Consider the following 19,440-nt stretch of genomic DNA (forward strand, 5'->3'; position numbering starts at 1 on the left):
AACAGGAATGAAAATGACAGATAATAGCCATGCAACAGAAGATTCAGCAGTCGAAGTAAGAGTATTAAAGGGGAAATCAGGAAATAATAATTTCAATATAGACTTAGGGAAGAGTCATTATGTTATTAGCGATGCTGGTGGTACCGACACCCTAACATTTAAAAACACCAAAATAGAGAACTTAGAATATTCAAGTAAAGATGGCCGGGCTTATATCCGCGATAAAAAAACTCAAAATGTAGTAACATTTAACGATAGCGGTTACACTGAACGCAAGAGAAACTTAGATAAAGCCTATGAAGCTTTTAACTCTACATATCAAAACGTTGATGTGATGAATGCTACCAAAACACACTCATATACTGCTATCCAATCCCGTAATGCACTATTCGAATTCGATAAAATGTATGATTTTTATCAGAAAGGAAGGGTTCCGGCAGCCCTACTTTCAGAGTCTATTGACAATGTTAATAGTCATTTTGACGAGATAATTAATATTGCTAACTCACAGAATGATGAAAAGAGTTCAGAACTATATACCAAGATAAAAACAGCATTCAGTGATTATACTTCTCAACTTGTAAAATTAGATATTAACCATGGGACTGTTATTGAAAAGATAGTCATTGACGGTAAGGTATATGATGTAAGCGAACTTCTGGTTTCCAAGCCACTAGATAATCCATTCACCAATCCTAATAAAGTTATTTCTGATATTTCTGACGTGGCCGATATCACTGATGTTAGAATGCTTAGAGACAGCATCTCAGACTATACCGAGCAAGAAGCAGAATATCTTAATGACGAGATATACTCCGCTGATACTATGATTGAATATATGGCAGGGTTCAAAGATCTAGGTCAGGAACTGGGAACTCAAAGATTACCTGGTTATTTTGATTTCAATCCTATGCCCAGTGTTGTAACAGCAAATTAACCCTACACCACATTAGATATAAACGTCCCCTCCTACTGGAGGGGATTTTCGTATCCAACAAGTGTAACCCCCTGCGGCGTCAAGCAATAATGAGGATCCCCAAAATCATTGGAGCTACAGATAGGCAGCAAGTAAACGCATTCCGATAAATCTATTTATTTTAAGGTCAACGGGCAGTCAGTGATTCGGGTGCGCAAGCGCCGCTAACACCGCCGCAGTGTCAAGAGCGAAGGGGATCGGGATTCACCCATGAAGAACCTGACAACACCCCCCCATCAATGGTAATTGCTTGTCCGGTCAAATAAGCCGATGCAGCCGAGCTTAAAAACAGCACTGCGCCAATGAGATCATCTGGGTTACCTAACCGGCCTTGAGGAATAAAGTTCTGGAACCATTTGGAGCGATATTCATCATCCCACAGCGGGCGGGTAAACTCAGTTTTAATAAAACCCGGTTCAATCGCATTGACTTGAATATTGTCACCCACCCATTCGCGCGCCATTGCTTTGGTTAATTGGCTGACGGCGGCTTTTGACGCGGCATAGACAGAAATTGTGTTAAAAGCGTGCTTCGCACTCAGTGAACTGATATTCACGATTTTACCGCCCCCTTGTTTCGCCATATAGGGTTGGACGGCTTGCGCCAAAAAGTAAACGCTACGCAAATTAATATCAATAATGGCATCAAAGTCTTCGGCGCTGACATCTTTAATCGGCTTCCTGCGATTGACACCGGCACTGGTGAGCAGGATATCTATACGCCCCAGTTGGTCATATACAGTATCGACCAACTGGCGGCATGCCGCGACATCGCTCAAATCAGCGGTAATCGACAAAGCTTTGCCGCCTTCGGCTTCAATGGCGTCTTGAATCGGTTGGATGCGCGCGATATCGATATCGTGTAATGCCACTGTTGCTCCGGCATTCGCCAGCGCCTTACTCAGCACACTGCCAATGGCACCGCCCGCACCAGAAACCAGCACCACTTTGCCCTGTAACGAAAATAGCTTTTCAATAATATTACTCATAGATACCTTCAAATAATCACCCGCCGACACCACCGCCAGCATTGATATGAAATGTTAAAATCTGTTTTTCGCTAAAAGCCAGACCCAACGTCATTGGAGTTGCAGGATCTAAAGCTCTACCGGACGTGCGAGATCAATAATCCATTCACTCCAAGAACCCACATAGTGTTTGGCATCACCCAACCCCGCATGTGCCACCGCCAAAAGATTCTGAGCCGCAGTTACGCCGGAACCACAGTAAAAAATAGTGCGCTCAATCGGCACGTCCCCCAAGAGACGGGTGTAATGCTGACGTAACTGTTGTGGTGAAAAAAACAGCCCATTGCTGTCAAGGGTATTGGCGCGGTCAGCCAGCCTGGCGCCCAGAATGTGCCCACGAACCGGATCATGATAGACACCGCCACCATGGAAACCGGCTTCTGAGCGGGAATCAAACACCGCCCATTCCGGGTTCTGACGAACACTATCCACCAGCGCCACGTCCGCAAGATAATCAGGGCGCTCTTCGGCAACAAATACAGCCAGAGTCGGGCTTTCAACTTCGGCGGAGGTCGGGTAACCGGCCTCAATCCATTGCGGCCAACCGCCATCTAATACCGCCACTGCATCGTGCCCTAACCAACGCAACATCCACCATGTCCGGGATGCCGCCATCAATCCGCCGCTGGCGTCATACACAATGACTTGCGTGTCGGGGCCAATTCCCCACTGAGAAAGTGTGTTGATAAACACCTCAATCTGCGGCAGTGGGCGGCGTCCGGTCTGCCCCGGAATAACCGTGCCGGACAAATCCGTGGCCAGATTGGCGTAGTGAGCGCCGGGAATATGCCCCGCCGAATACTGGATTTCCCCCCAGTTTTCATCCTCTAACGTGAAGCGCGCATCTAAAATGACCCAATTGGTCTCATGCAGATGGTCAGCCAATTCATTGGCCGAGATTATTGTTTTGTATGTCATATAACCCCCTGAAAAATAATGGTTCCGCACTCATGCTGGCAGGCCGGGTAGTGGAATATGTTCGGCAATCACCCCCTGCGCTCTTAATGCCAGCCAAAATTCTGTGGGGATAGGATGCTGAAAATTCACTGAATTTTGTGTGACTTCAGCCAACCGGGATGGGCCATACAACACACTGGCGACGGCACTGAATCCCAATGGGAATTGCAGGGCGGCGGCGGCCAGCGGGACAGCAAACTCGGCCGCGACGGCTTGCAGCTTTCTCACTCGGTCAGCCACTGAAACCGGCAATTTGCCATAGTCATAACGCGCGCCATCCTGAATACCGGTCGCCAAAACCCCGGAGTTAAATACGCCGCCAATGACGATGCCCGCGCCCTGTTGTTGTGCCCGCAGCAGCTCGTCGGCATAGATTTCTTGCTCCAACAAGGTGTAGCGCGACGCCACCAAAAACACATCCAATGGATAACGATCTAAGAAGCGGTTAATCATGCCTGGCTCATTAATTCCAGCACCGAATGCGGCAATTTCGCCAGCGGCTTTCAACTCTTCCAACGCCCGGAAGCCGCCAGATTCCAGCTCTTTTAATTTGCTGAGTAAATCTTGTTCATCGGGGAAATAGCCGGTATCCAAATCATGGATATACAAAATATCGACTTTATTGATCCCCAGCCGCTGTAGGCTGTCTTCATAGGAGCGCAAAATGCCGTCATAGGTGTAATCGTGGACATGATTAAAGGCCAGCCCACCTTGCCAGGGCGCAGTTTGGAACGTTTTGCGCGCGCGCGGCGCGAGCAGGCGTCGGCCGACTTTGGTGGACAGCACATAATCGTCGCGGTTTTTTCTGTACAAAAATCGCCCGGTGCGGTGCTCCCCTTGACCACGCCCATACCACGGCGCAGTGTCATATAAACGGATGCCATTATCCCAGGCGGTTTCCAGTGTCGCCTGCGCATCCTGCTCGGCGATTTCTTCATATAACTCGCCGAGTGGGCAGGTTCCCACTCCAATCACCGGGAGGTGAAACCCTGTTTTCCCCAATGGCCGATTATTTTCCAACCCTATGTTTTTTAATCTTATGTTCTTTAAACTCATCATGTCTCCTCGCGAGTTTTAATCTCTCTCGGGCTGAACTTGCCGCGCGGTTGACGCCGACAAATAGGCCGCCTCGAGCAAGCCGTAGGTCAATAAACTGTCTCGCCCTGATGTTTCCGGTTCGCGATTCTGGCGCAAACATGTAATAAAATGGCGTTGGGTATGCACCACGCTGTCCTGAATTTGCGTCCAGGGCTCACTGGCCCATGACCGCCCGTCATGCGCGATTTTTTCCTGTCTGGATTGACCATTAGCGTGGACGGTGATCACCTGATTGGCCCCAATCAATAAGGTGCCAGCGGTGCCTTCAATCTCGACCAATGTCTGTGGGAAAGGGTCTGGGAGACGCTGTGATGCATAGCTGAAATCGAGCACTGTCGTCGCGCCATTGTCATGTGAGAGTAAAATGGTGGCGGCATCTTCACCGGCAATGCCCGCTTTGATTTGCTGAGTGCGGCAAAACACGCCGTGAGCATCACCAAATAAAAACCGCGCCAGATCCAACAAGTGAATGCCAACGTCCATGATCATGAAACGCTTAACCTTTATCAGATAAGGTTGGTTGGAATAGACATCAATGGCGGTTCGCCACGACAACCGACCAAAGGTTAATTCCCCTAATTCGCCACTGTCGATAATCTTTCTCGCGGCTCTGAAAACATTCTGAAAACGAAAATCCTCATGCACCATCAGCGGCACATTTGCCGCCTGTGCCATGGCCACCATCCGGCGGCAGCCGTCCAGATCCGGTGCAAACGGTTTTTGCACAATCACCGGAATATGATGCGCCACCGCAGCGGCCACCAGGGCTTCATGAGTTTCCATCGTGGTGGGAAGATCAACAAAATCTAGCGTATGTGCCGCGAACAGTGCGTTGACGTCATCGGTGTAATGCGCAATGCCGAATTTCTCTGCCGCCGCTTTAGCTTTCGCAATGTCTAAATCACAGACCGCGACAATCTCGACATCGTCAATATCTTGCCAACCGGCCAGATGGTTTTGGGCAAAGAAGCCACAGCCAATAACAGCGCCTTTTAATTTTGCAATCATGGGCTTAATTTCTCTGATAACTGATTCTTGCCACTGCGTAAGCATCCAGACTGATGCCCTGCCCGATATTCCGCTCATCACTTTCCTGACGGAATAACTGAGGAGATAACGCCGCCGGTTCACTGTGGGCAACATCCAGAATGCGCACCCGAGCCACACCCACCTCTGCTAGCGTGACACTCACTGGCTCAGGGGTAAGATTGGCAATCAGCAGGATGTTTTCGCGGCTCTCTTGCCAGCCAATCACCGCCAATTTTTCACTGCTTGAGGTGGTTTCGAGGCGCGGTTTCCCACTGCCAGCGGCCAGATCAGCGGCCACATGGAATAGCGGATACACCTGGCCCTCGCCCTGTTCATCCCACCATTCACGGGCATAGCTTTGTCGAGTTGAAATCACGCCAAATGGCCCGGTCGGCGCGCCCAAAACCAAAGTATCTACCCCGAGTTTGGCAACCTCGGCGGCGTAGCCGACATGCCATGCCGCCGCAAACAGGCCGCGCTGGCGCGGGTCATTTGCCGCCAACCCCACGCGGGCAGAGTCTGGATTCGCCAACGGGCCACTGCCATAGGGATTTAACCGCGCACCAATGCCAATCGGGCCAATGCGGTAAGGCACATCGCCGCCGATCTGTTTATCAGAACCCGTAATTTGTCTGGCGGAGCTAATGATATGTGGCAGTGATTGCAAGGTTTCGATAACCGACGCATCGTCCGCCGCGTGCACCGTGGGCGTAGTGGCGTGGGTGATAAAATCAAATGCGCCCGCCGAGGGGCGCTTGCGGTTGAATTCAGTAAAGAATGCCGGGCTTCCTCCCCCAATCGGAATATTAGGAAAGGCTTTTTTAGCCGCGCTATAGATATCCACATCAGAAGGAGATGGCGGGCGAGTTTCACCGGGCTGGAATGAGCGCTCATCAACTTTGGGGAAGATCGCGACAGATACCGGCGAAATTCCGACCTCTTTTAACCATTGTGCCGCCTGTAGGATTTCTGGTTTTGGGTCATGGCTGGCAGTGAGCAGCAATTCAAACGCCACCGGTAAATGAGTCTCGGCCGCCAGTTGGGATGCAGCGGCGAGATGCTCAAGATTGTGCTGGGCAGCGGGGTCATAGCGCAGTAAAAAATGAACTGGCCCAAGATTGGCCAGTTGTGGCGCATAGGGGATGGCCGCCACACTTTCATCCGCAGACAGCCCCAAACCAATCGCGGGAATGAGCTGTTTGGTCGCGGCCCCCACCGCCACACGAGCTTCGGCAGTATTGATGGCCGGCTCATCAGCTCGTGGGGCGATATCGTCGCTAATATGAATAATAACGGATTGGTTCGTGGGCTGACTTGGCAGCAAACGATAGGGATAAGGCAAACCAATTGGGCGGCTGTATATTTTAAAAGAGGCATCCGACCAATTGCGGTGATCCTCGGCTTCAAAAATATCGCCATCAAATTGGGTAGTGACTGACAGATTTTCAACCGGCCGATGGGTAATGGCGCGAATATTGAAAATAGGTTGCCCAGGGCTGATGGCCGCAGGAATGGTTAACTCGGCGCTTTCCCCATCAGCATCTTCAACATGGACGGCGGTACCCGCAAAACCCGCCAAAGGATACAGCACCACAAATCCGGTGCGGTTGGTTGCAAAAGGCGTATCGGCAGCAATACGAGCACTGGCTGATAATGTCCCGTCACTGCGCCCAGCAAAACGAATATTCACCGTAACTTGTTCGCCGCCATTGACGTAGTGCGCCTGATAGTTAACTTCAAAGGCATCATCACTCTGCTGAATATCTAATCCGTTAATCTGCGGTTCAGGTGTTCCCCATCCCGGCGTGCGCACCAGGAATGTCAGCGCGCGTAACACTTCAACACCCCGCCAACGGATCCAGCGCAAAGCGCCATGATCAAATTCGGCGGATAAGGATGTCGCCGACAAGGTTTGTTTCGACACCTCAATAACAGAGGTGCCAGTAAGGAAGACAGCTCTGCTCATCTTTTTTGCCTTTTGATAAAGATATCGAATGTCACGGCGGCAACAATAATGACGCCAATTAACAACTGCTGGATATACGGCGAGATATTCAGAATAACTAGCCCATTGAGCAACACGCCAATCAGCAGTGTGCCAATCACCGTGCCCCAAATACTGCCGGTGCCGCCATACAAACTGGTGCCACCAATCACCACCGCCGCGATGACATACAATTCATACTGATTCCCTGCCACCGCCTCCGCAGAATTCAGCCGTGCGGTGAGCAAGAAGCCCCCCAAGCCAGCTAATAATCCGGTCAGCACATAAACACTGGTCACTACCCCTTTTACATTCAGGCCGCATAACCTTGCTGCTTCAGGATTAGAGCCAATGGCATAAATCGAGCGACCATAGCGGGTAAAATGCAGCGTCACTGAGGCGATAATCGCTACTACCGCGAAAACAATCACTGGCACTGGCACCGGCCCCACCATGCCGCGCCCCCACCAACCTAAAGCATCATCAAACCCACTGACCGGGCTGCCGTTGCTTATCATCAATGTCAGACCGCGAAATACGGTCAAACCGCCCAAGGTCACGACAAATGCTGGTACTGCCAGGCGGGCGATAATCAACCCTTGCAATGCGCCCGCCAGCCCACCGGTGATAATTGCGGCCAATGCAGCCCATTGCCAAGCAATCTCTCGCCCATCAGAAAACAGCATAAATTGGCCGTCAATACCGCCTTTGGCGACCACCGCAGCGACCACACCAGATAAAGCGGCAATGGCCCCGACAGATAAATCAATACCACGGGTCAAAATAATAAATGTCATCCCCACGGCGATAATGCCGTAGATAGAAACTTGCCTGACAATATTAAAAAGATTGATTGAAGAGAGAAAACGCGGCGCTAATAACGCAAATAGCGCCATTAACAGCACCAGAAAAATGAGCGGGGCATAACGCGCCAAAATAGCTTTCGTCTTACTGCTGTTTTTATTTCCGGTCAGGGTTGTCGCACTCATAGTCATATCTCTAATCCAATAAATTAATTCATACTTGCGCAATTCACACAGGTACAAGAGAGCGCGTCATCAATTGCATAACATTCTCTTCATTGGCCTCATGCGCCAATAACTCGCCAGTTAATTGCCCCGAACGCATGGTGAGAATGCGGTCACTGACGGCAAGCACTTCCGGTAAGTCTGAGGAAATCAGTATGATAGCGACGCCCTTTGCCGCCATGTCCCGTAACAACCGGTGGACATCCGCTTTCGCGGCAATATCGACTCCGCGCGTCGGCTCATCGACAATCAGCAGCGCTGGGTTCTGAGCCATCCACCGCGCCAATACCACTTTTTGCTGATTCCCCCCCGACAACGTAGCAATATCGGCCCCCAAGCTAACGGCGCGCAGGTTTAACTGTTGTTTAAAATCAAGAAATGAGGCCCGCTCACGTTGCCGGTCAATAAAGTGATGGGCGGCGCGTAACGGGGAATAGATAATCGCGAAATTCTCTTCTACTGACAGAGACATAAACAAAGCTTGCTGCTTGCGATCTTCCGGCACCAGGCCGATACCGGCGGCAATAGCATCACGGGGGGAAGACGGATGGTAGGCTTTCCCCTGAACACGTAATGTCCCGCTACCTATTGGATCTGCACCAAATAACAGCCGGGCAATTTCCGTTCTTCCCGCCCCCACCAGCCCGGCAAAACCGACAATTTCGCCCGCTTTTACCGTAAAACTGACATTACGCACACTGACGCGATCGGCTCCCGCAGAGGCACTCGACAGGTTTTCGACTGCCAGAATATTGCTGCCAGTCACACCGCGCACCGAGCGGTCGAACCCGGCTAAATCACGCCCAACCATCAGCCGGACAAGATTATCAATAGAGACATCTTTAACTTCGCCCTGCCCGACAAGCTGGCCGTCTCTTAATACGCTGTAGGTCTGGCATAGTGCTGTGATTTCTTCGAGGCGGTGACTAACATAAATAACAGCGACTCCGCTTTCAGCAATGGTGCGCACTACCTGTTTTAATTTTTCGACTTCAGCGGGGCTTAATGCTGCCGTCGGCTCATCCATGATAATTAATTGGGGTTTGGATGTGAGTGCTCGGGCTATTTCCACCAACTGCTGTTCAGCAATACTTAATTCAGCAATTTTGCGTAATGGATTGATAGACACGCCAAGCAATGTCAACACTTGGCGCGCATCATTCACAATGGTCTTCCAGCGGACAAAACCAAATCGATTTACCGGCAAATGTCCGGCGAAAATAGTTTCGGCTACGGTTAAATCCGGGAACAAACTAAATTCCTGATGGATAGTGGTAATACCGGCTTTCCAGGCATCAAGTGGTTTATTAAATGAAATCGTTCGGCCCTGCAAAATAATACTGCCGCCATCCGGTTGATGTACGCCACTTAATATATTAATTAACGTCGATTTCCCTGCACCGTTCTCACCTAATAGCGCTCTTATTTCCCCCGCTCGCAGAGAAAAAGAGACGTTATTCAGCACGGTCTGACCAAAAAATAATTTAGTCAGATTCCGAACGCTAATATATTCCTCACTATCCCGACTCACTGCTGAAGAATCAGGATGTGAAGATAATAATAAAGTCTCGAGCGACATTATTTTACGAGCCCAATACGTTCTGCATCATTTAGATTTTTGCTGGTAATAGCGACCGGGCTCACTAAAACATCAACTGTGGCCGGGCGGGCACCGGTACGAATATAATCGGTCAGGATTTTCACCGCTTCACGGCCTTGCTTACCAGGGTACTGATCCACTGTTCCCGTTAATACACCATCACGCACCGCTTTCAGGGCATCGGTTGAGCCATCGTAACCAAAGATTGCAATTTTTCCTTTCAGGCCGCGCGCTTCAACTGCTTGAGCCGCACCCAATGCGCTGTCATCATTGCCCGCGACAATCACTGTTGGGGGATTTGCCAAACCGGTTAACAGATTTTCTGTCACAGATAAGCCCTGGTCGCGGTTAAAGCGCGCAGTTTGTTCGGCAACAAATTTGTAAAGTTCAGGGTGCTTATCTAATGTATCGTGCACGCCCTTACTACGGTCATTTGCTGTCTTATCACCTGGGATTCCCTGCAAATTAATAATTGTGGCTCCCTGAGGGAATAATTTCTCGACTGCCTCACCTTGGCGCTGTGCGCCGATTAAATTATCTGCCGCCACGTTGGCAATAACTTCTGGCACCCCATTAACCGGGCGGTCGATAGTCACGACCGAAATACCTTCTTTAATTGCAGTACGCAATACTGGAGCCAGTGCAGTTGCATCGGCGGGCGCGATAATAATGCCATCAACCCCTTGAACAATGGCTGCTTCAATATCAGCGATTTGTTTAGGTGCACTTAATTGACCATCAGAACGAATAATTTTCACATTACCCAATGTTTTAGCTTCAGCTTCAAGTTGTTCTTGTAGAAAAACAAAATGTGGGAAGCTGTATGATAATGCTGAGACTAAAATCGTCACCGGCGCATCTTTGCCTTTCGGCGCAGCATTAGCTGAAAATGCAAAGGTGCTCAACGCAATAGCTAATGTTGTCATTAAATAAGTTACTTTACGCATAAGAATATATTTCCCCGTACATATGAAATTATCTAATATATTAAAATTAGAAAAATATGAATGAAATGATTAATTAAAATCGCTGCTACTCTTTTTGGTAAAACAATAGAATTTGACTATATCATGCGAATGATCATTTAAAATGGCAGTTCTTCATAACATTTTCACATTTAAATATGCGGAAAATAGAATACCTATTTCAATAAAAGTATTAACTAAAGAACATAATGATATTTACGATGTTATTGCCGCAGGTTCCCTCCCACGTAAATAAGGAATTAACGTCAGCAAACCGCCCAGTGCCAGAACTACACCGACCCAGAGTGGAGAACGCAGGCCGAAGCCGGTATTAATCGCGTACCCGCCCGACCAAGAACCTAAAGCAAGCCCAGCGGTAATAACCGATGAGTGCATAGTATTGACCAAGGGGCCAGGAGAAGCAGCGCGCATCACCCGGGCAACCATGGCCGGATTCAATGCCACTCCAGTTAATCCGATAGCGACGAAAGCGCCAATACTGGCGATAGCGTTTTGCGCAAATAGCGCGAATATCAGCAGTGCGAGGCTGAGAATACTCAGTCCACCGGCGAGCACCATGATTGTATGGCGATCAGCAAAACGCCCGACAATAATATTGCCGAGGACATTAGCTACACCGTAAATAACCAACAGCCACGGAATAGTGCTCGCTGAAAAATGCGTCACATCGATAAATATCGGTGAAAAAAAACTAAAAGCGGCAAAAGTTGCACCAATGATCAACCCGCTGGTCGCGTATGCCGCCCAAAGTTTGCGATTCCATAAGGCGTAAAGTTCTGTTTTAAAACTAATATTATCCCGTTCTTTAGAGGCAGGGACTAACAAGGCAATGACCGCTGTGCAGAATATCGCTAACACCACAACCGCCCAAAAACTGGTGCGCCAGCCAAAATACTGCTCAATTAACGCCGTCACGGGCACACCAAAAACTGGGGCCAGCATCAACCCACCGAGCACAAAAGAAGCTGCACGACCACGTTCTTGCGGTGCAACCAAGCTGGCACAGATAGTCATCGCCACCCCGAAGCAAGCCGAACTGGCAACTCCCATGATTATGCGGGCCACAGCCATCACATCATAATGGGTGGAAATCGCGGCGAGCACCCCACTGGCAACATAGATCAACAGCAACCAGAGTAACGCCTGCTTGTTAGGAGTCCGCAAGGCCAGCAGTAGCGCGGTCAAAAACGGCCCACCGATCGCCATACCTAAAGCATAAAACGAAATGAGATAACCAATCTGCCCCACTGTCACATCAAACGCCACAGCCAATGTCGGCATCATGCCAGCGACCATAAACTCAGCCGTCGTTAAAGAAAAAATTGTCAGGCCCAACAGATAAATAACAAACGGCATAGTAGATACCCCAATAATGGAATGATCATTCAAGAATTAGCTAAACAAAAAGGGCACATGGCCCTTAGGAAAAAACAACATCATAATCTGGCGAGAGTACCTTCCATCACATCCTCGAGAAACGCTCTATCTGGCATGGAGCGCCCCAAAATACGCAAACCATAGTAACTACTGAGAAAAGCACGGGCCATAGACAACGCCGAGCTTTCGCGAGAGACCTCGCCATCACGTTGGCCCTGAGTAAACAATTGGCACAGAACCTGCTCCAGCCGGGTGACATAGACTTTGCTAATCTGCTCAACTTTGGCATCTTTACCGGAACGTTCCAACGCAGCAAACAGGGCCATACAGCCACGGTTTTTGACAGGATCAAGATCACCGTCAATGCCCCACTGCATCAGCGCCCGCAATCGGGATTTTATGGGGCCGGGGCCATTCAATATTTGCGCTTGCGCCTGAATACCCAGCTCCTGATAGCGCGTGAGTGCTTCGTGGTAAAGCTTCTGTTTGCTGCCGAAAGCATTGTACAGGCTGCCGCGCCCAAGCCCGGTACATTCAACCAGCTCCTGCGCTGATGCGGCTTCATAGCCCTTGGACCAGAACACTTCCATTGCTGCTTCAACCACTGCAACGTCATCAAATTCCCGGGGTCTGCCACTCATGTCTATTTGCCTCTTCAAGGTGATACGGACACGCTCACAGCTTAACCTTACGCCAATTTGTAATGATCAGTCAAATATAGATCGGACAGGCGCATAAAAAATGAGGGACAGACATAAACCTCTGACCTCCACCAACAGTTATAAAATTAATATCTTTTAAATTCAATTAATTATAAATTTAATATTCCTGATCAACAATCAGCCGTTTGCCCAACATGATGCTGTCTTGGGTTTCGTAATCCAGCTTTTCATACATGCCAATCACTGCATCATTATCTTCTCGCACCATGATATTGAGCTTTGGGCAGCCACGGGCAATTAATTTCTTTTCTAACCGGCTGATCAGCGCATTGGCAAAGCCTCGCCCACGAAAATCAGGGTGAACGCCCAGATAATAAGCGGAGCCTCGGTGGCCGTCATAACCGCCCATCACCGAACCCACAATCGCGCCGCTGACTTCCGCTACCAGAAATAATTCGGGGTCATGATTCAGCTTGCGTTCAATATCCATTTCCGGATCGTTCCAGGGGCGCAACAAGTCGCAATGCTCCCACAGCAGAATCACTTCTTCAAAATCACCTTGCTGAAATACGCGGATTTCCATGGATATTCGCACCCTAGAGTAAAATGAATATGCTGATTATTACGCTTTATTATATCACGCAATAATAAAGTGATATTTCCCATAGTGATAGTCCGTAATGATATTTGAGAAGATCCGGATAAATCTCGCCAGAATCCTACTCACTCAGCACTCATCCGCACCGAGAGTACAACAATGACGGTAAATCGAGGTATACTTAGTCCCTTATTATTTCCCGGCTACTAGAACCTTTCTGATGAATTTACCCGATATAGACCAAATCAAAACTTACCTGCTCGATTTGCAGGATAATATCTGTGCAGCACTGGCCCAAGCTGATGGCAAAGCCGAATTCACAGAGGAAAATTGGGTTCGTGAGGAAGGCGGCGGTGGCCGCAGTCGGGTATTGGTCAAAGGGGCGGTCTTCGAGCAAGCTGGCGTTAACTTTTCGCATGTTTCAGGCGCGGCATTACCCGCATCCGCCACAGCACATCGCCCTGAACTAGCAGGTCGCAGTTTTCAGGCGCTGGGCGTGTCACTGGTGATTCATCCGAACAGCCCTTATCTGCCTACCAGCCATGCTAATGTGCGTTTTTTTATTGCTGAAAAACCCGGCGAAAATCCAGTGTGGTGGTTTGGCGGCGGCTTTGATTTAACCCCCTTCTATGGATTTGAAGAAGATGCGATTCACTGGCATCAAACCGCTTATAATCTGTGTCACCCCTTTGGTGAGCAAATCTATCCGCGCTATAAAAAATGGTGCGATGATTATTTTTATATTAAGCACCGCAATGAAGCCCGTGGTATTGGCGGCCTATTCTTCGACGATTTAAACAGCCCCGATTTTGCTACCTGTTTCAATTTTACTCAGGCGGTCGGCAATGGTTTTCTTGATGCCTATATGCCGATTGTTGCACGGCGCAGAGCACTGAGTTGGGGTGAGCGCGAGCGCGAATTTCAGCTGTATCGCCGCGGCCGTTATGTTGAATTTAATCTGGTCTGGGATCGCGGCACATTATTCGGTTTGCAAACCGGCGGCCGCACAGAATCTATTTTAATGTCCCTGCCGCCACTGGTGCGCTGGGAGTATAATTATCAACCGACAGCCGATAGCGCCGAAGCGGCACTGTACCGCGATTTTCTACCCGTCAAAGATTGGCTGGCCACAGGAGAACATCACTGATGCAAATTTGGGTTGATGCGGACGCCTGTCCGAATGTCATTAAGGACGTGTTATTTCGTGCCGCAGACAGAACCGGCATGATGGTCACACTGGTGGCGAATCAGCCACTCAAAACACCGCCCTCGAAGTTTATCCGCACCTTACAGGTGGCTTCCGGCTTTGATGTTGCTGATAACGAAATTGTGCAGCGGGTCGAAAAAAACGATCTGGTCATCACCGCCGATATTCCGCTGGCGGCGGAGGTGATTGAGAAAGGGGGGATTGCGCTCAACCCGCGCGGTGAGCGCTATACTCCGGATACCATTCGTGAGCGGTTGAATATGCGGGACTTTATGGACACCATGCGCGCCAGCGGTATCCAAACCGGTGGCCCCAACACCTTGAATCAGCGGGATCGCCAGCAATTTGCCAATGAGCTGGATAAGTGGTTACAGCAGGCCAGCAAACACCGCCGAAATACCCTTCGTTCTTGAAGCCGCAGGGTTGTTAGCTGCGCGCACTCACCCGAATCACTTACAAGTGTAAGCTCATCGGGATTTGCTTGCTGGCTGCCTACCTGCAACTCCAATTACTTTGGGTATAAGTTTTTCATTTCACAAAAAACTACCGAAGCGGAAGAGGTTTTATAGTGGCTCGGTTTGCGCTTCAACTACCGCCAACGCCACCATATTCACGATACGGCGCACCGAAGCAATCGGTGTCAGAATATGAACCGGCTTCGCTACCCCCATCAGCACTGGCCCTACCGTTACGCCCTCTGAAGAGGTCACTCGCAGCAAGTTATAACTGATTCGCGCCGCTTCCATATTAGGCATAATCAGCACGTTAGCCGCCCCTTTCAGAGGGCTATCCGGCATCAGGTTATGGCGAATACTCTCTACCAGTGCCGCGTCACCGTGCATTTCGCCATCAATCTCCAGTTCAGGTGCCATCTGATTCACCAACTCCAGAGTGCGGCGCATTTTACGGGCTGCCGGGCAATTCGAGGTACCAAAGCTCGAATGAGACAACAACGCCACTTTTGGTTCAATACCAAAACGTCGCACAGTTTCAGCCGCCATCAAGGTAATCTCGGCTAGCTGCTCTGGTGTGGGGTCATCATTGACGTAAGTGTCGGCGATAAAAGTGTTACCGGTGGGTAACAGCAACGCATTCATCGCGCCCGCCACATGCGCACCCTCGCGGAAACCAAAGACTTTCTCGACCACATCATAGTGTTCATGATAAGTGCCGATGGTGCCGCAAATCATCGCATCGGCCTCGCCCCGATGAACCATAATGGAGCCAATCAGAGTCGGGTTGCCAATCACTGCGCGCCGCGCCTGTTCCTGCGAAACACCACGGCGCTTCATGATTTGATAGTATTCATGCCAGTAATCTTTAAAGCGTGGGTCAGATTCATTATTGACCACTTCAAAGTCTTTCCCGGCAGTAATTTGCAGGCCCAATTTCTTCAGTCGGGTCTCAATCACACTTGGGCGACCAATCAAGATAGGATATGCCAGCCCTTGAGAAACAAGCTCCTGAGTCGCATGCAATACGCGCTCCTCTTCCCCTTCGGCCAAAACCACTCGCTTCATCTCTTTTTTCGCTTGCGAGAAAATCGGCTTCATAAACAAGTTGGTTTTATAGACGAATTCCGACAGTTTTTCGATGTAAGCGCTAAAATCAGTGATTGGACGAGTGGCCACACCAGATTCCATTGCCGCTTTCGCCACCGCTGGTGCAATTTTCACAATCAAACGCGGGTCGAATGGTTTAGGAATAATGTATTCAGGGCCAAAGGAGAGATCTTGTTCTCCGTAAGCGGATGCCACTACATCACTTTGCTCAGCCAGCGCCAGATCGGCAATGGCGTGTACGCAAGCCAGTTTCATCTCTTCGTTAATGGTGGTCGCGCCCACATCCAATGCGCCACGGAAGATAAACGGGAAGCACAGTACGTTGTTAACTTGATTTGGATAATCTGAACGGCCAGTGCAGATAATCGCATCTGGCCGCACGGCTTTTGCTAACGGCGGTAAAATTTCAGGTTCCGGGTTCGCCAACGCCAAAATCAGCGGGCTAGGTGCCATAGTTTTGACCATGTCTTGCGTAAGCACACCGGGGCCAGAGCAGCCGAGGAAAATATCCGCACCCGGCATAGCATCGCCCAGGGTGCGCTGACCATTATCTTCAATCGCGTAAGCCGCTTTGGTTTCCGCCATATTGGCTTCACGGCCCTTATAAATCACACCTTTGGAATCACAGGCCGTGATGTTGTGTGGCTTTAATCCCAGAGCCACCAGCAAATTCAAGCAAGCAATGGAGGCCGCCCCGGCCCCAGAAACCACTAACTTCACATCGCTGATATCTTTCTTCACCACCCGCAAGCCGTTGAGCACTGCGGCGGTACAGATAATCGCCGTGCCGTGTTGGTCATCATGAAACACCGGAATTTTCATGCGCTCGCGCAGTTTCTTCTCAATATAAAAACATTCCGGTGCTTTGATATCTTCCAGATTGATGCCGCCAAAAGTGGGTTCCAGCGAAGCAATAATGTCGATCAGCTTGTCAGGATCGAGTTCATCTATTTCAATATCAAACACATCAATACCGGAGAATTTCTTGAACAGAACCCCTTTCCCCTCCATCACCGGTTTACCCGCTAATGCGCCAATGTTGCCCAGCCCTAGCACCGCCGTGCCATTCGAAATAACCGCCACCAGGTTCCCGCGCGCGGTATATTTATAGGCGGCCAGTGGGTCGGCGGCAATTTCCAGACACGGAGCAGCAACCCCCGGAGAATAGGCCAGCGCCAAATCCCGTTGGGTGGCTAGCGGTTTGGTGGGCGACACCTGAATTTTCCCCGGAGTAGGATATTGGTGAAAATCAAGCGCACTCTGTTTCAATTGTTCGTCCATTGTAGGTTCCCTTTGCTTTTATTCTTTGAGGTGGTATGACCAAGAACCAGTATAGTGAGTGAATTATCACAAACTATGAAGCAGGCCATACTCTGCATAACATTTTTGCATCAACAGAAGAATTTACTTATCAATCAGGGGGGATTATCAACATTCAGGGATGACGAGCCTGGAAATGAAGTGCCGTGAGATCACGGCAACAAAATAAAGCAGAGCACTGAATAAGAATAATATTAATTTAATAAGCCGTGGATTTGCGCATATTGCAACAGCATGATGGTTTTGCCGTCTTTAATTCGGCCATCGGCCAGCATGGCAATAGCTTCAGTAAATGGTAATTCCACCACTTCAATGACTTCGTCTTCCACGCCGACGTCATCGGTGACTTTCTGATCCGGATGATATTCCGCGGCAAAGAAATGAACAATTTCAGTTACTCCGCCCGGCGACATATAAGCCTCAAACAGTTTTTGTACTTGATCAACCTGATAACCGGTCTCTTCGACCGCTTCACGGCGGATACATTCTTCGGGAGAGTCGTTATCCAGTAAACCGGCACAGGCTTCCAGCAACATGCCATCAGCATTACCGTTTACATAGGTTGGCATGCGAAATTGGTTAGTCAGCACCACAGTGCCATTGGCGCGGTTATATAACAGAATAGTCGCGCCATTCCCCCGGTCATACACTTCACGGGTTTGTTGTACCGGGGTTCCATTATCAGTTATTAAATCAAAGGTATATTTATGTAGTTTGAACCAGTTTTTTGATAACAGCTCTGTTTGGATATTTTCAATTTTGACTGACATAGTGCCTTCTTTAATCCCAACAACATAATAGAATTTTATCTGCTTAGCTAACGCTAGTCCCTGCTTATTTGCAATAAAAACCGGCTGAATAAAAAATGCCCCAATAATGGGGCAAATAAGAGAGAGTCATTGAAAATTGCTGTTAGAAGCCGGTGGGCACGTCTTTCATATCCGGCAACTTATGGGCAATACCTTTATGGCAATCGATACAGGTTTTACCCGCTTCAATGGCTTTACTGTGCATTTTCGCCGCCACCGTTTTCTGTGCTGTGAAGTCCATATTGTCGAAATTATGACAGTTGCGGCACTCTTGCGAACCATTGGCTTTCATTCGTGCCCACTCATTTTCCGCCATGGTCAGGCGGTGAGCCTCAAACTTCTGCGGCGTATCAATCAAACCAAAAGTTTTGGCATACAATTCCTTACTGGCCTTGATTTTGCGCACCATTTTCGGCCCCCACTCATGGGGTACATGGCAATCAGGGCAGGTCGCCTTCACACCACTGCGGTTACTGTAGTGGATGGTTCCCATGTATTCCTGATAAACGTTGTCTTTCATTTCATGGCAGCTAATACAGAATTTCTCAGTATTCGCCATTTCCATGCCGGTATTAAAACCGCCCCAGAAAATGATGCCACTGACAAAGCCAATCAGCAGTAACGTGCCGAGCGCCAGCCGGCTCGGCCTGCGCCACCACTGCCATAATCGTTTGATAATACCGGGCTTTTTAGTCTCATTCATTGTTTATTCTCACAATAACCATCTCACTTATTGACCAAAACCAGGTGCTGGCTGGAAGCTATTACCGACAATCGGCGCGGCATCAGTTTGTGGCACATGGCATTGCAAACAGAAGTAGCGGCGTGGCGAGACTTCACTTGATACCTTGCCATCACGGTCAATAAAGTGGGTCGGGCTAACACGCGGTGCGCCCGTCGTCCGATAATGTTCAACGCCGTGACATTGCAGACAGCGGTTGGTGTTTTTGCTGATCTGATAGCCATCGACACTGTGTGGCACCATCGGCGGCTGGTTAACGTAGTTCAGTGCCATCCGCTGTTGCTGTTTGGGCATTTTCACCGACCCCTCCGCCGTACCAGAGACCTCCGGTGATTGGCTTAAATCCATCTCAACATTGCTGGCAGCATTAACGGCACCGGCCACGACCAACACCGCCAGTAGCGATATCACAGATATTACCCGGCGGCTGAATGCATGAAACATCGTGTTATTCATTATTTTCTCCTGAGAACACCGT

General features: G+C 49.4%; 18 protein-coding genes. 3 read left to right on the forward strand and 15 right to left on the reverse strand.

The window, feature by feature from the left end:
- Positions 1-13: 13 nt before the first annotated feature.
- Entirely contained in the window at positions 14-937 is a 924-nt protein-coding gene (locus DX162_RS21810; RefSeq protein ID WP_032820848.1) for a hypothetical protein, read from the forward strand.
- Between the two features lie 220 nt (positions 938-1,157).
- Here the strand turns inward: DX162_RS21810 and DX162_RS21815 are convergent, their stop codons facing one another.
- The 11 genes from DX162_RS21815 to DX162_RS21865 all read right to left on the reverse strand — a co-directional run bounded on the left by DX162_RS21815 (position 1,158) and on the right by DX162_RS21865 (position 13,307).
- Complete coding sequence (locus DX162_RS21815; RefSeq protein ID WP_032820862.1) at positions 1,158-1,964, reverse strand: SDR family NAD(P)-dependent oxidoreductase; 807 nt, start codon at positions 1,962-1,964, stop codon at positions 1,158-1,160.
- Positions 1,965-2,072: 108 nt separating this feature from the next.
- On the reverse strand, positions 2,073-2,921 hold the full coding sequence (locus DX162_RS21820; protein ID WP_004392540.1) for a sulfurtransferase: 849 nt from the start codon (positions 2,919-2,921) through the stop codon (positions 2,073-2,075).
- Between the two features lie 30 nt (positions 2,922-2,951).
- Positions 2,952-4,016: an aldo/keto reductase gene (locus tag DX162_RS21825; protein WP_115155893.1), complete on the reverse strand. Its 1,065-nt coding sequence runs from the start codon at positions 4,014-4,016 to the stop codon at positions 2,952-2,954.
- Between the two features lie 18 nt (positions 4,017-4,034).
- Positions 4,035-5,066, reverse strand: coding sequence for a Gfo/Idh/MocA family protein (locus tag DX162_RS21830; RefSeq protein ID WP_004392535.1), 1,032 nt, complete (start codon positions 5,064-5,066; stop codon positions 4,035-4,037).
- A gap of 4 nt (positions 5,067-5,070) precedes the next feature.
- Positions 5,071-7,053, reverse strand: coding sequence for a D-apionate lactonase family protein (locus DX162_RS21835; RefSeq protein WP_050413831.1), 1,983 nt, complete (start codon positions 7,051-7,053; stop codon positions 5,071-5,073).
- The gene (locus DX162_RS21840) at positions 7,050-8,060 is read right to left on the reverse strand and encodes an ABC transporter permease (RefSeq protein WP_004392531.1); all 1,011 of its coding nucleotides are present in this window, start codon (positions 8,058-8,060) and stop codon (positions 7,050-7,052) included. Before DX162_RS21840 ends, DX162_RS21835 begins: the two co-directional genes overlap by 4 nt.
- Positions 8,061-8,103: 43 nt before the next feature.
- Positions 8,104-9,564: a sugar ABC transporter ATP-binding protein gene (locus DX162_RS21845; protein ID WP_004392530.1), complete on the reverse strand. Its 1,461-nt coding sequence runs from the start codon at positions 9,562-9,564 to the stop codon at positions 8,104-8,106.
- A 113-nt stretch (positions 9,565-9,677) separates the two neighbouring features.
- Positions 9,678-10,646: a substrate-binding domain-containing protein gene (locus DX162_RS21850; protein ID WP_004392528.1), complete on the reverse strand. Its 969-nt coding sequence runs from the start codon at positions 10,644-10,646 to the stop codon at positions 9,678-9,680.
- Between the two features lie 234 nt (positions 10,647-10,880).
- A complete protein-coding gene (locus DX162_RS21855; RefSeq protein ID WP_004392527.1) occupies positions 10,881-12,041 on the reverse strand; it encodes an MFS transporter in 1,161 nt (386 codons plus the stop codon).
- A gap of 80 nt (positions 12,042-12,121) precedes the next feature.
- Positions 12,122-12,703 carry a TetR/AcrR family transcriptional regulator gene (locus tag DX162_RS21860; RefSeq protein WP_032820847.1) on the reverse strand — a complete coding sequence of 194 codons (582 nt, stop codon included), beginning with the start codon at positions 12,701-12,703 and terminating at the stop codon, positions 12,122-12,124.
- A 178-nt stretch (positions 12,704-12,881) separates the two neighbouring features.
- Positions 12,882-13,307 carry a GNAT family acetyltransferase gene (locus DX162_RS21865; RefSeq protein ID WP_004392525.1) on the reverse strand — a complete coding sequence of 142 codons (426 nt, stop codon included), beginning with the start codon at positions 13,305-13,307 and terminating at the stop codon, positions 12,882-12,884.
- A gap of 235 nt (positions 13,308-13,542) precedes the next feature.
- Between DX162_RS21865 and hemF the strand changes: the two genes are divergently transcribed.
- Positions 13,543-14,469, forward strand: a complete 927-nt coding sequence (gene hemF / locus DX162_RS21870) for an oxygen-dependent coproporphyrinogen oxidase (protein WP_004392524.1) — start codon at positions 13,543-13,545, stop codon at positions 14,467-14,469.
- Positions 14,469-14,942 carry a YaiI/YqxD family protein gene (locus tag DX162_RS21875; RefSeq protein WP_032820846.1) on the forward strand — a complete coding sequence of 158 codons (474 nt, stop codon included), beginning with the start codon at positions 14,469-14,471 and terminating at the stop codon, positions 14,940-14,942. Before hemF ends, DX162_RS21875 begins: the two co-directional genes overlap by 1 nt.
- A gap of 150 nt (positions 14,943-15,092) precedes the next feature.
- On the opposite strand, the gene maeB is transcribed toward DX162_RS21875, so the two are convergent.
- The 4 genes from maeB to napB form a co-directional block, all read right to left on the reverse strand.
- Complete coding sequence (gene maeB, locus DX162_RS21880; RefSeq protein WP_049563390.1) at positions 15,093-17,372, reverse strand: NADP-dependent oxaloacetate-decarboxylating malate dehydrogenase; 2,280 nt, start codon at positions 17,370-17,372, stop codon at positions 15,093-15,095.
- A 233-nt stretch (positions 17,373-17,605) separates the two neighbouring features.
- Positions 17,606-18,181: a GDP-mannose pyrophosphatase NudK gene (nudK, locus tag DX162_RS21885; RefSeq protein ID WP_004392520.1), complete on the reverse strand. Its 576-nt coding sequence runs from the start codon at positions 18,179-18,181 to the stop codon at positions 17,606-17,608.
- A 142-nt stretch (positions 18,182-18,323) separates the two neighbouring features.
- The gene (gene napC / locus DX162_RS21890; RefSeq protein ID WP_004392519.1) at positions 18,324-18,923 is read right to left on the reverse strand and encodes a cytochrome c-type protein NapC; all 600 of its coding nucleotides are present in this window, start codon (positions 18,921-18,923) and stop codon (positions 18,324-18,326) included.
- 27 nt (positions 18,924-18,950) lie between these two features.
- Positions 18,951-19,418 (reverse strand): nitrate reductase cytochrome c-type subunit, encoded by a 468-nt coding sequence (gene napB, locus DX162_RS21895; RefSeq protein ID WP_004392518.1) that lies wholly within the window; start codon positions 19,416-19,418, stop codon positions 18,951-18,953.
- Between the last annotated feature and the right edge of the window lie 22 nt (positions 19,419-19,440).

Origin of the sequence: Yersinia kristensenii (assembly GCF_900460525.1) — a bacterium.
In the GTDB taxonomy this organism is placed as follows: domain Bacteria; phylum Pseudomonadota; class Gammaproteobacteria; order Enterobacterales; family Enterobacteriaceae; genus Yersinia; species Yersinia kristensenii.

What these genes read in the sequence shown, in the direction of transcription:
- DX162_RS21810 (WP_032820848.1), top strand. Translation starts at nt 14, where the DNA reads ATGACAGATAATAGCCATGCAACAGAAGATTCAGCAGTCGAAGTAAGA.
- DX162_RS21815 (WP_032820862.1), bottom strand. Translation starts at nt 1,964, where the DNA reads ATGAGTAATATTATTGAAAAGCTATTTTCGTTACAGGGCAAAGTGGTG.
- DX162_RS21820 (WP_004392540.1), bottom strand. Translation starts at nt 2,921, where the DNA reads ATGACATACAAAACAATAATCTCGGCCAATGAATTGGCTGACCATCTG.
- DX162_RS21825 (WP_115155893.1), bottom strand. Translation starts at nt 4,016, where the DNA reads ATGAGTTTAAAGAACATAAGATTAAAAAACATAGGGTTGGAAAATAAT.
- DX162_RS21830 (WP_004392535.1), bottom strand. Translation starts at nt 5,066, where the DNA reads ATGATTGCAAAATTAAAAGGCGCTGTTATTGGCTGTGGCTTCTTTGCC.
- DX162_RS21835 (WP_050413831.1), bottom strand. Translation starts at nt 7,053, where the DNA reads ATGAGCAGAGCTGTCTTCCTTACTGGCACCTCTGTTATTGAGGTGTCG.
- DX162_RS21840 (WP_004392531.1), bottom strand. Translation starts at nt 8,060, where the DNA reads ATGAGTGCGACAACCCTGACCGGAAATAAAAACAGCAGTAAGACGAAA.
- DX162_RS21850 (WP_004392528.1), bottom strand. Translation starts at nt 10,646, where the DNA reads ATGCGTAAAGTAACTTATTTAATGACAACATTAGCTATTGCGTTGAGC.
- DX162_RS21855 (WP_004392527.1), bottom strand. Translation starts at nt 12,041, where the DNA reads ATGCCGTTTGTTATTTATCTGTTGGGCCTGACAATTTTTTCTTTAACG.
- DX162_RS21860 (WP_032820847.1), bottom strand. Translation starts at nt 12,703, where the DNA reads ATGAGTGGCAGACCCCGGGAATTTGATGACGTTGCAGTGGTTGAAGCA.
- DX162_RS21865 (WP_004392525.1), bottom strand. Translation starts at nt 13,307, where the DNA reads ATGGAAATCCGCGTATTTCAGCAAGGTGATTTTGAAGAAGTGATTCTG.
- hemF (WP_004392524.1), top strand. Translation starts at nt 13,543, where the DNA reads ATGAATTTACCCGATATAGACCAAATCAAAACTTACCTGCTCGATTTG.
- DX162_RS21875 (WP_032820846.1), top strand. Translation starts at nt 14,469, where the DNA reads ATGCAAATTTGGGTTGATGCGGACGCCTGTCCGAATGTCATTAAGGAC.
- maeB (WP_049563390.1), bottom strand. Translation starts at nt 17,372, where the DNA reads ATGGACGAACAATTGAAACAGAGTGCGCTTGATTTTCACCAATATCCT.
- nudK (WP_004392520.1), bottom strand. Translation starts at nt 18,181, where the DNA reads ATGTCAGTCAAAATTGAAAATATCCAAACAGAGCTGTTATCAAAAAAC.
- napC (WP_004392519.1), bottom strand. Translation starts at nt 18,923, where the DNA reads ATGAATGAGACTAAAAAGCCCGGTATTATCAAACGATTATGGCAGTGG.
- napB (WP_004392518.1), bottom strand. Translation starts at nt 19,418, where the DNA reads ATGAATAACACGATGTTTCATGCATTCAGCCGCCGGGTAATATCTGTG.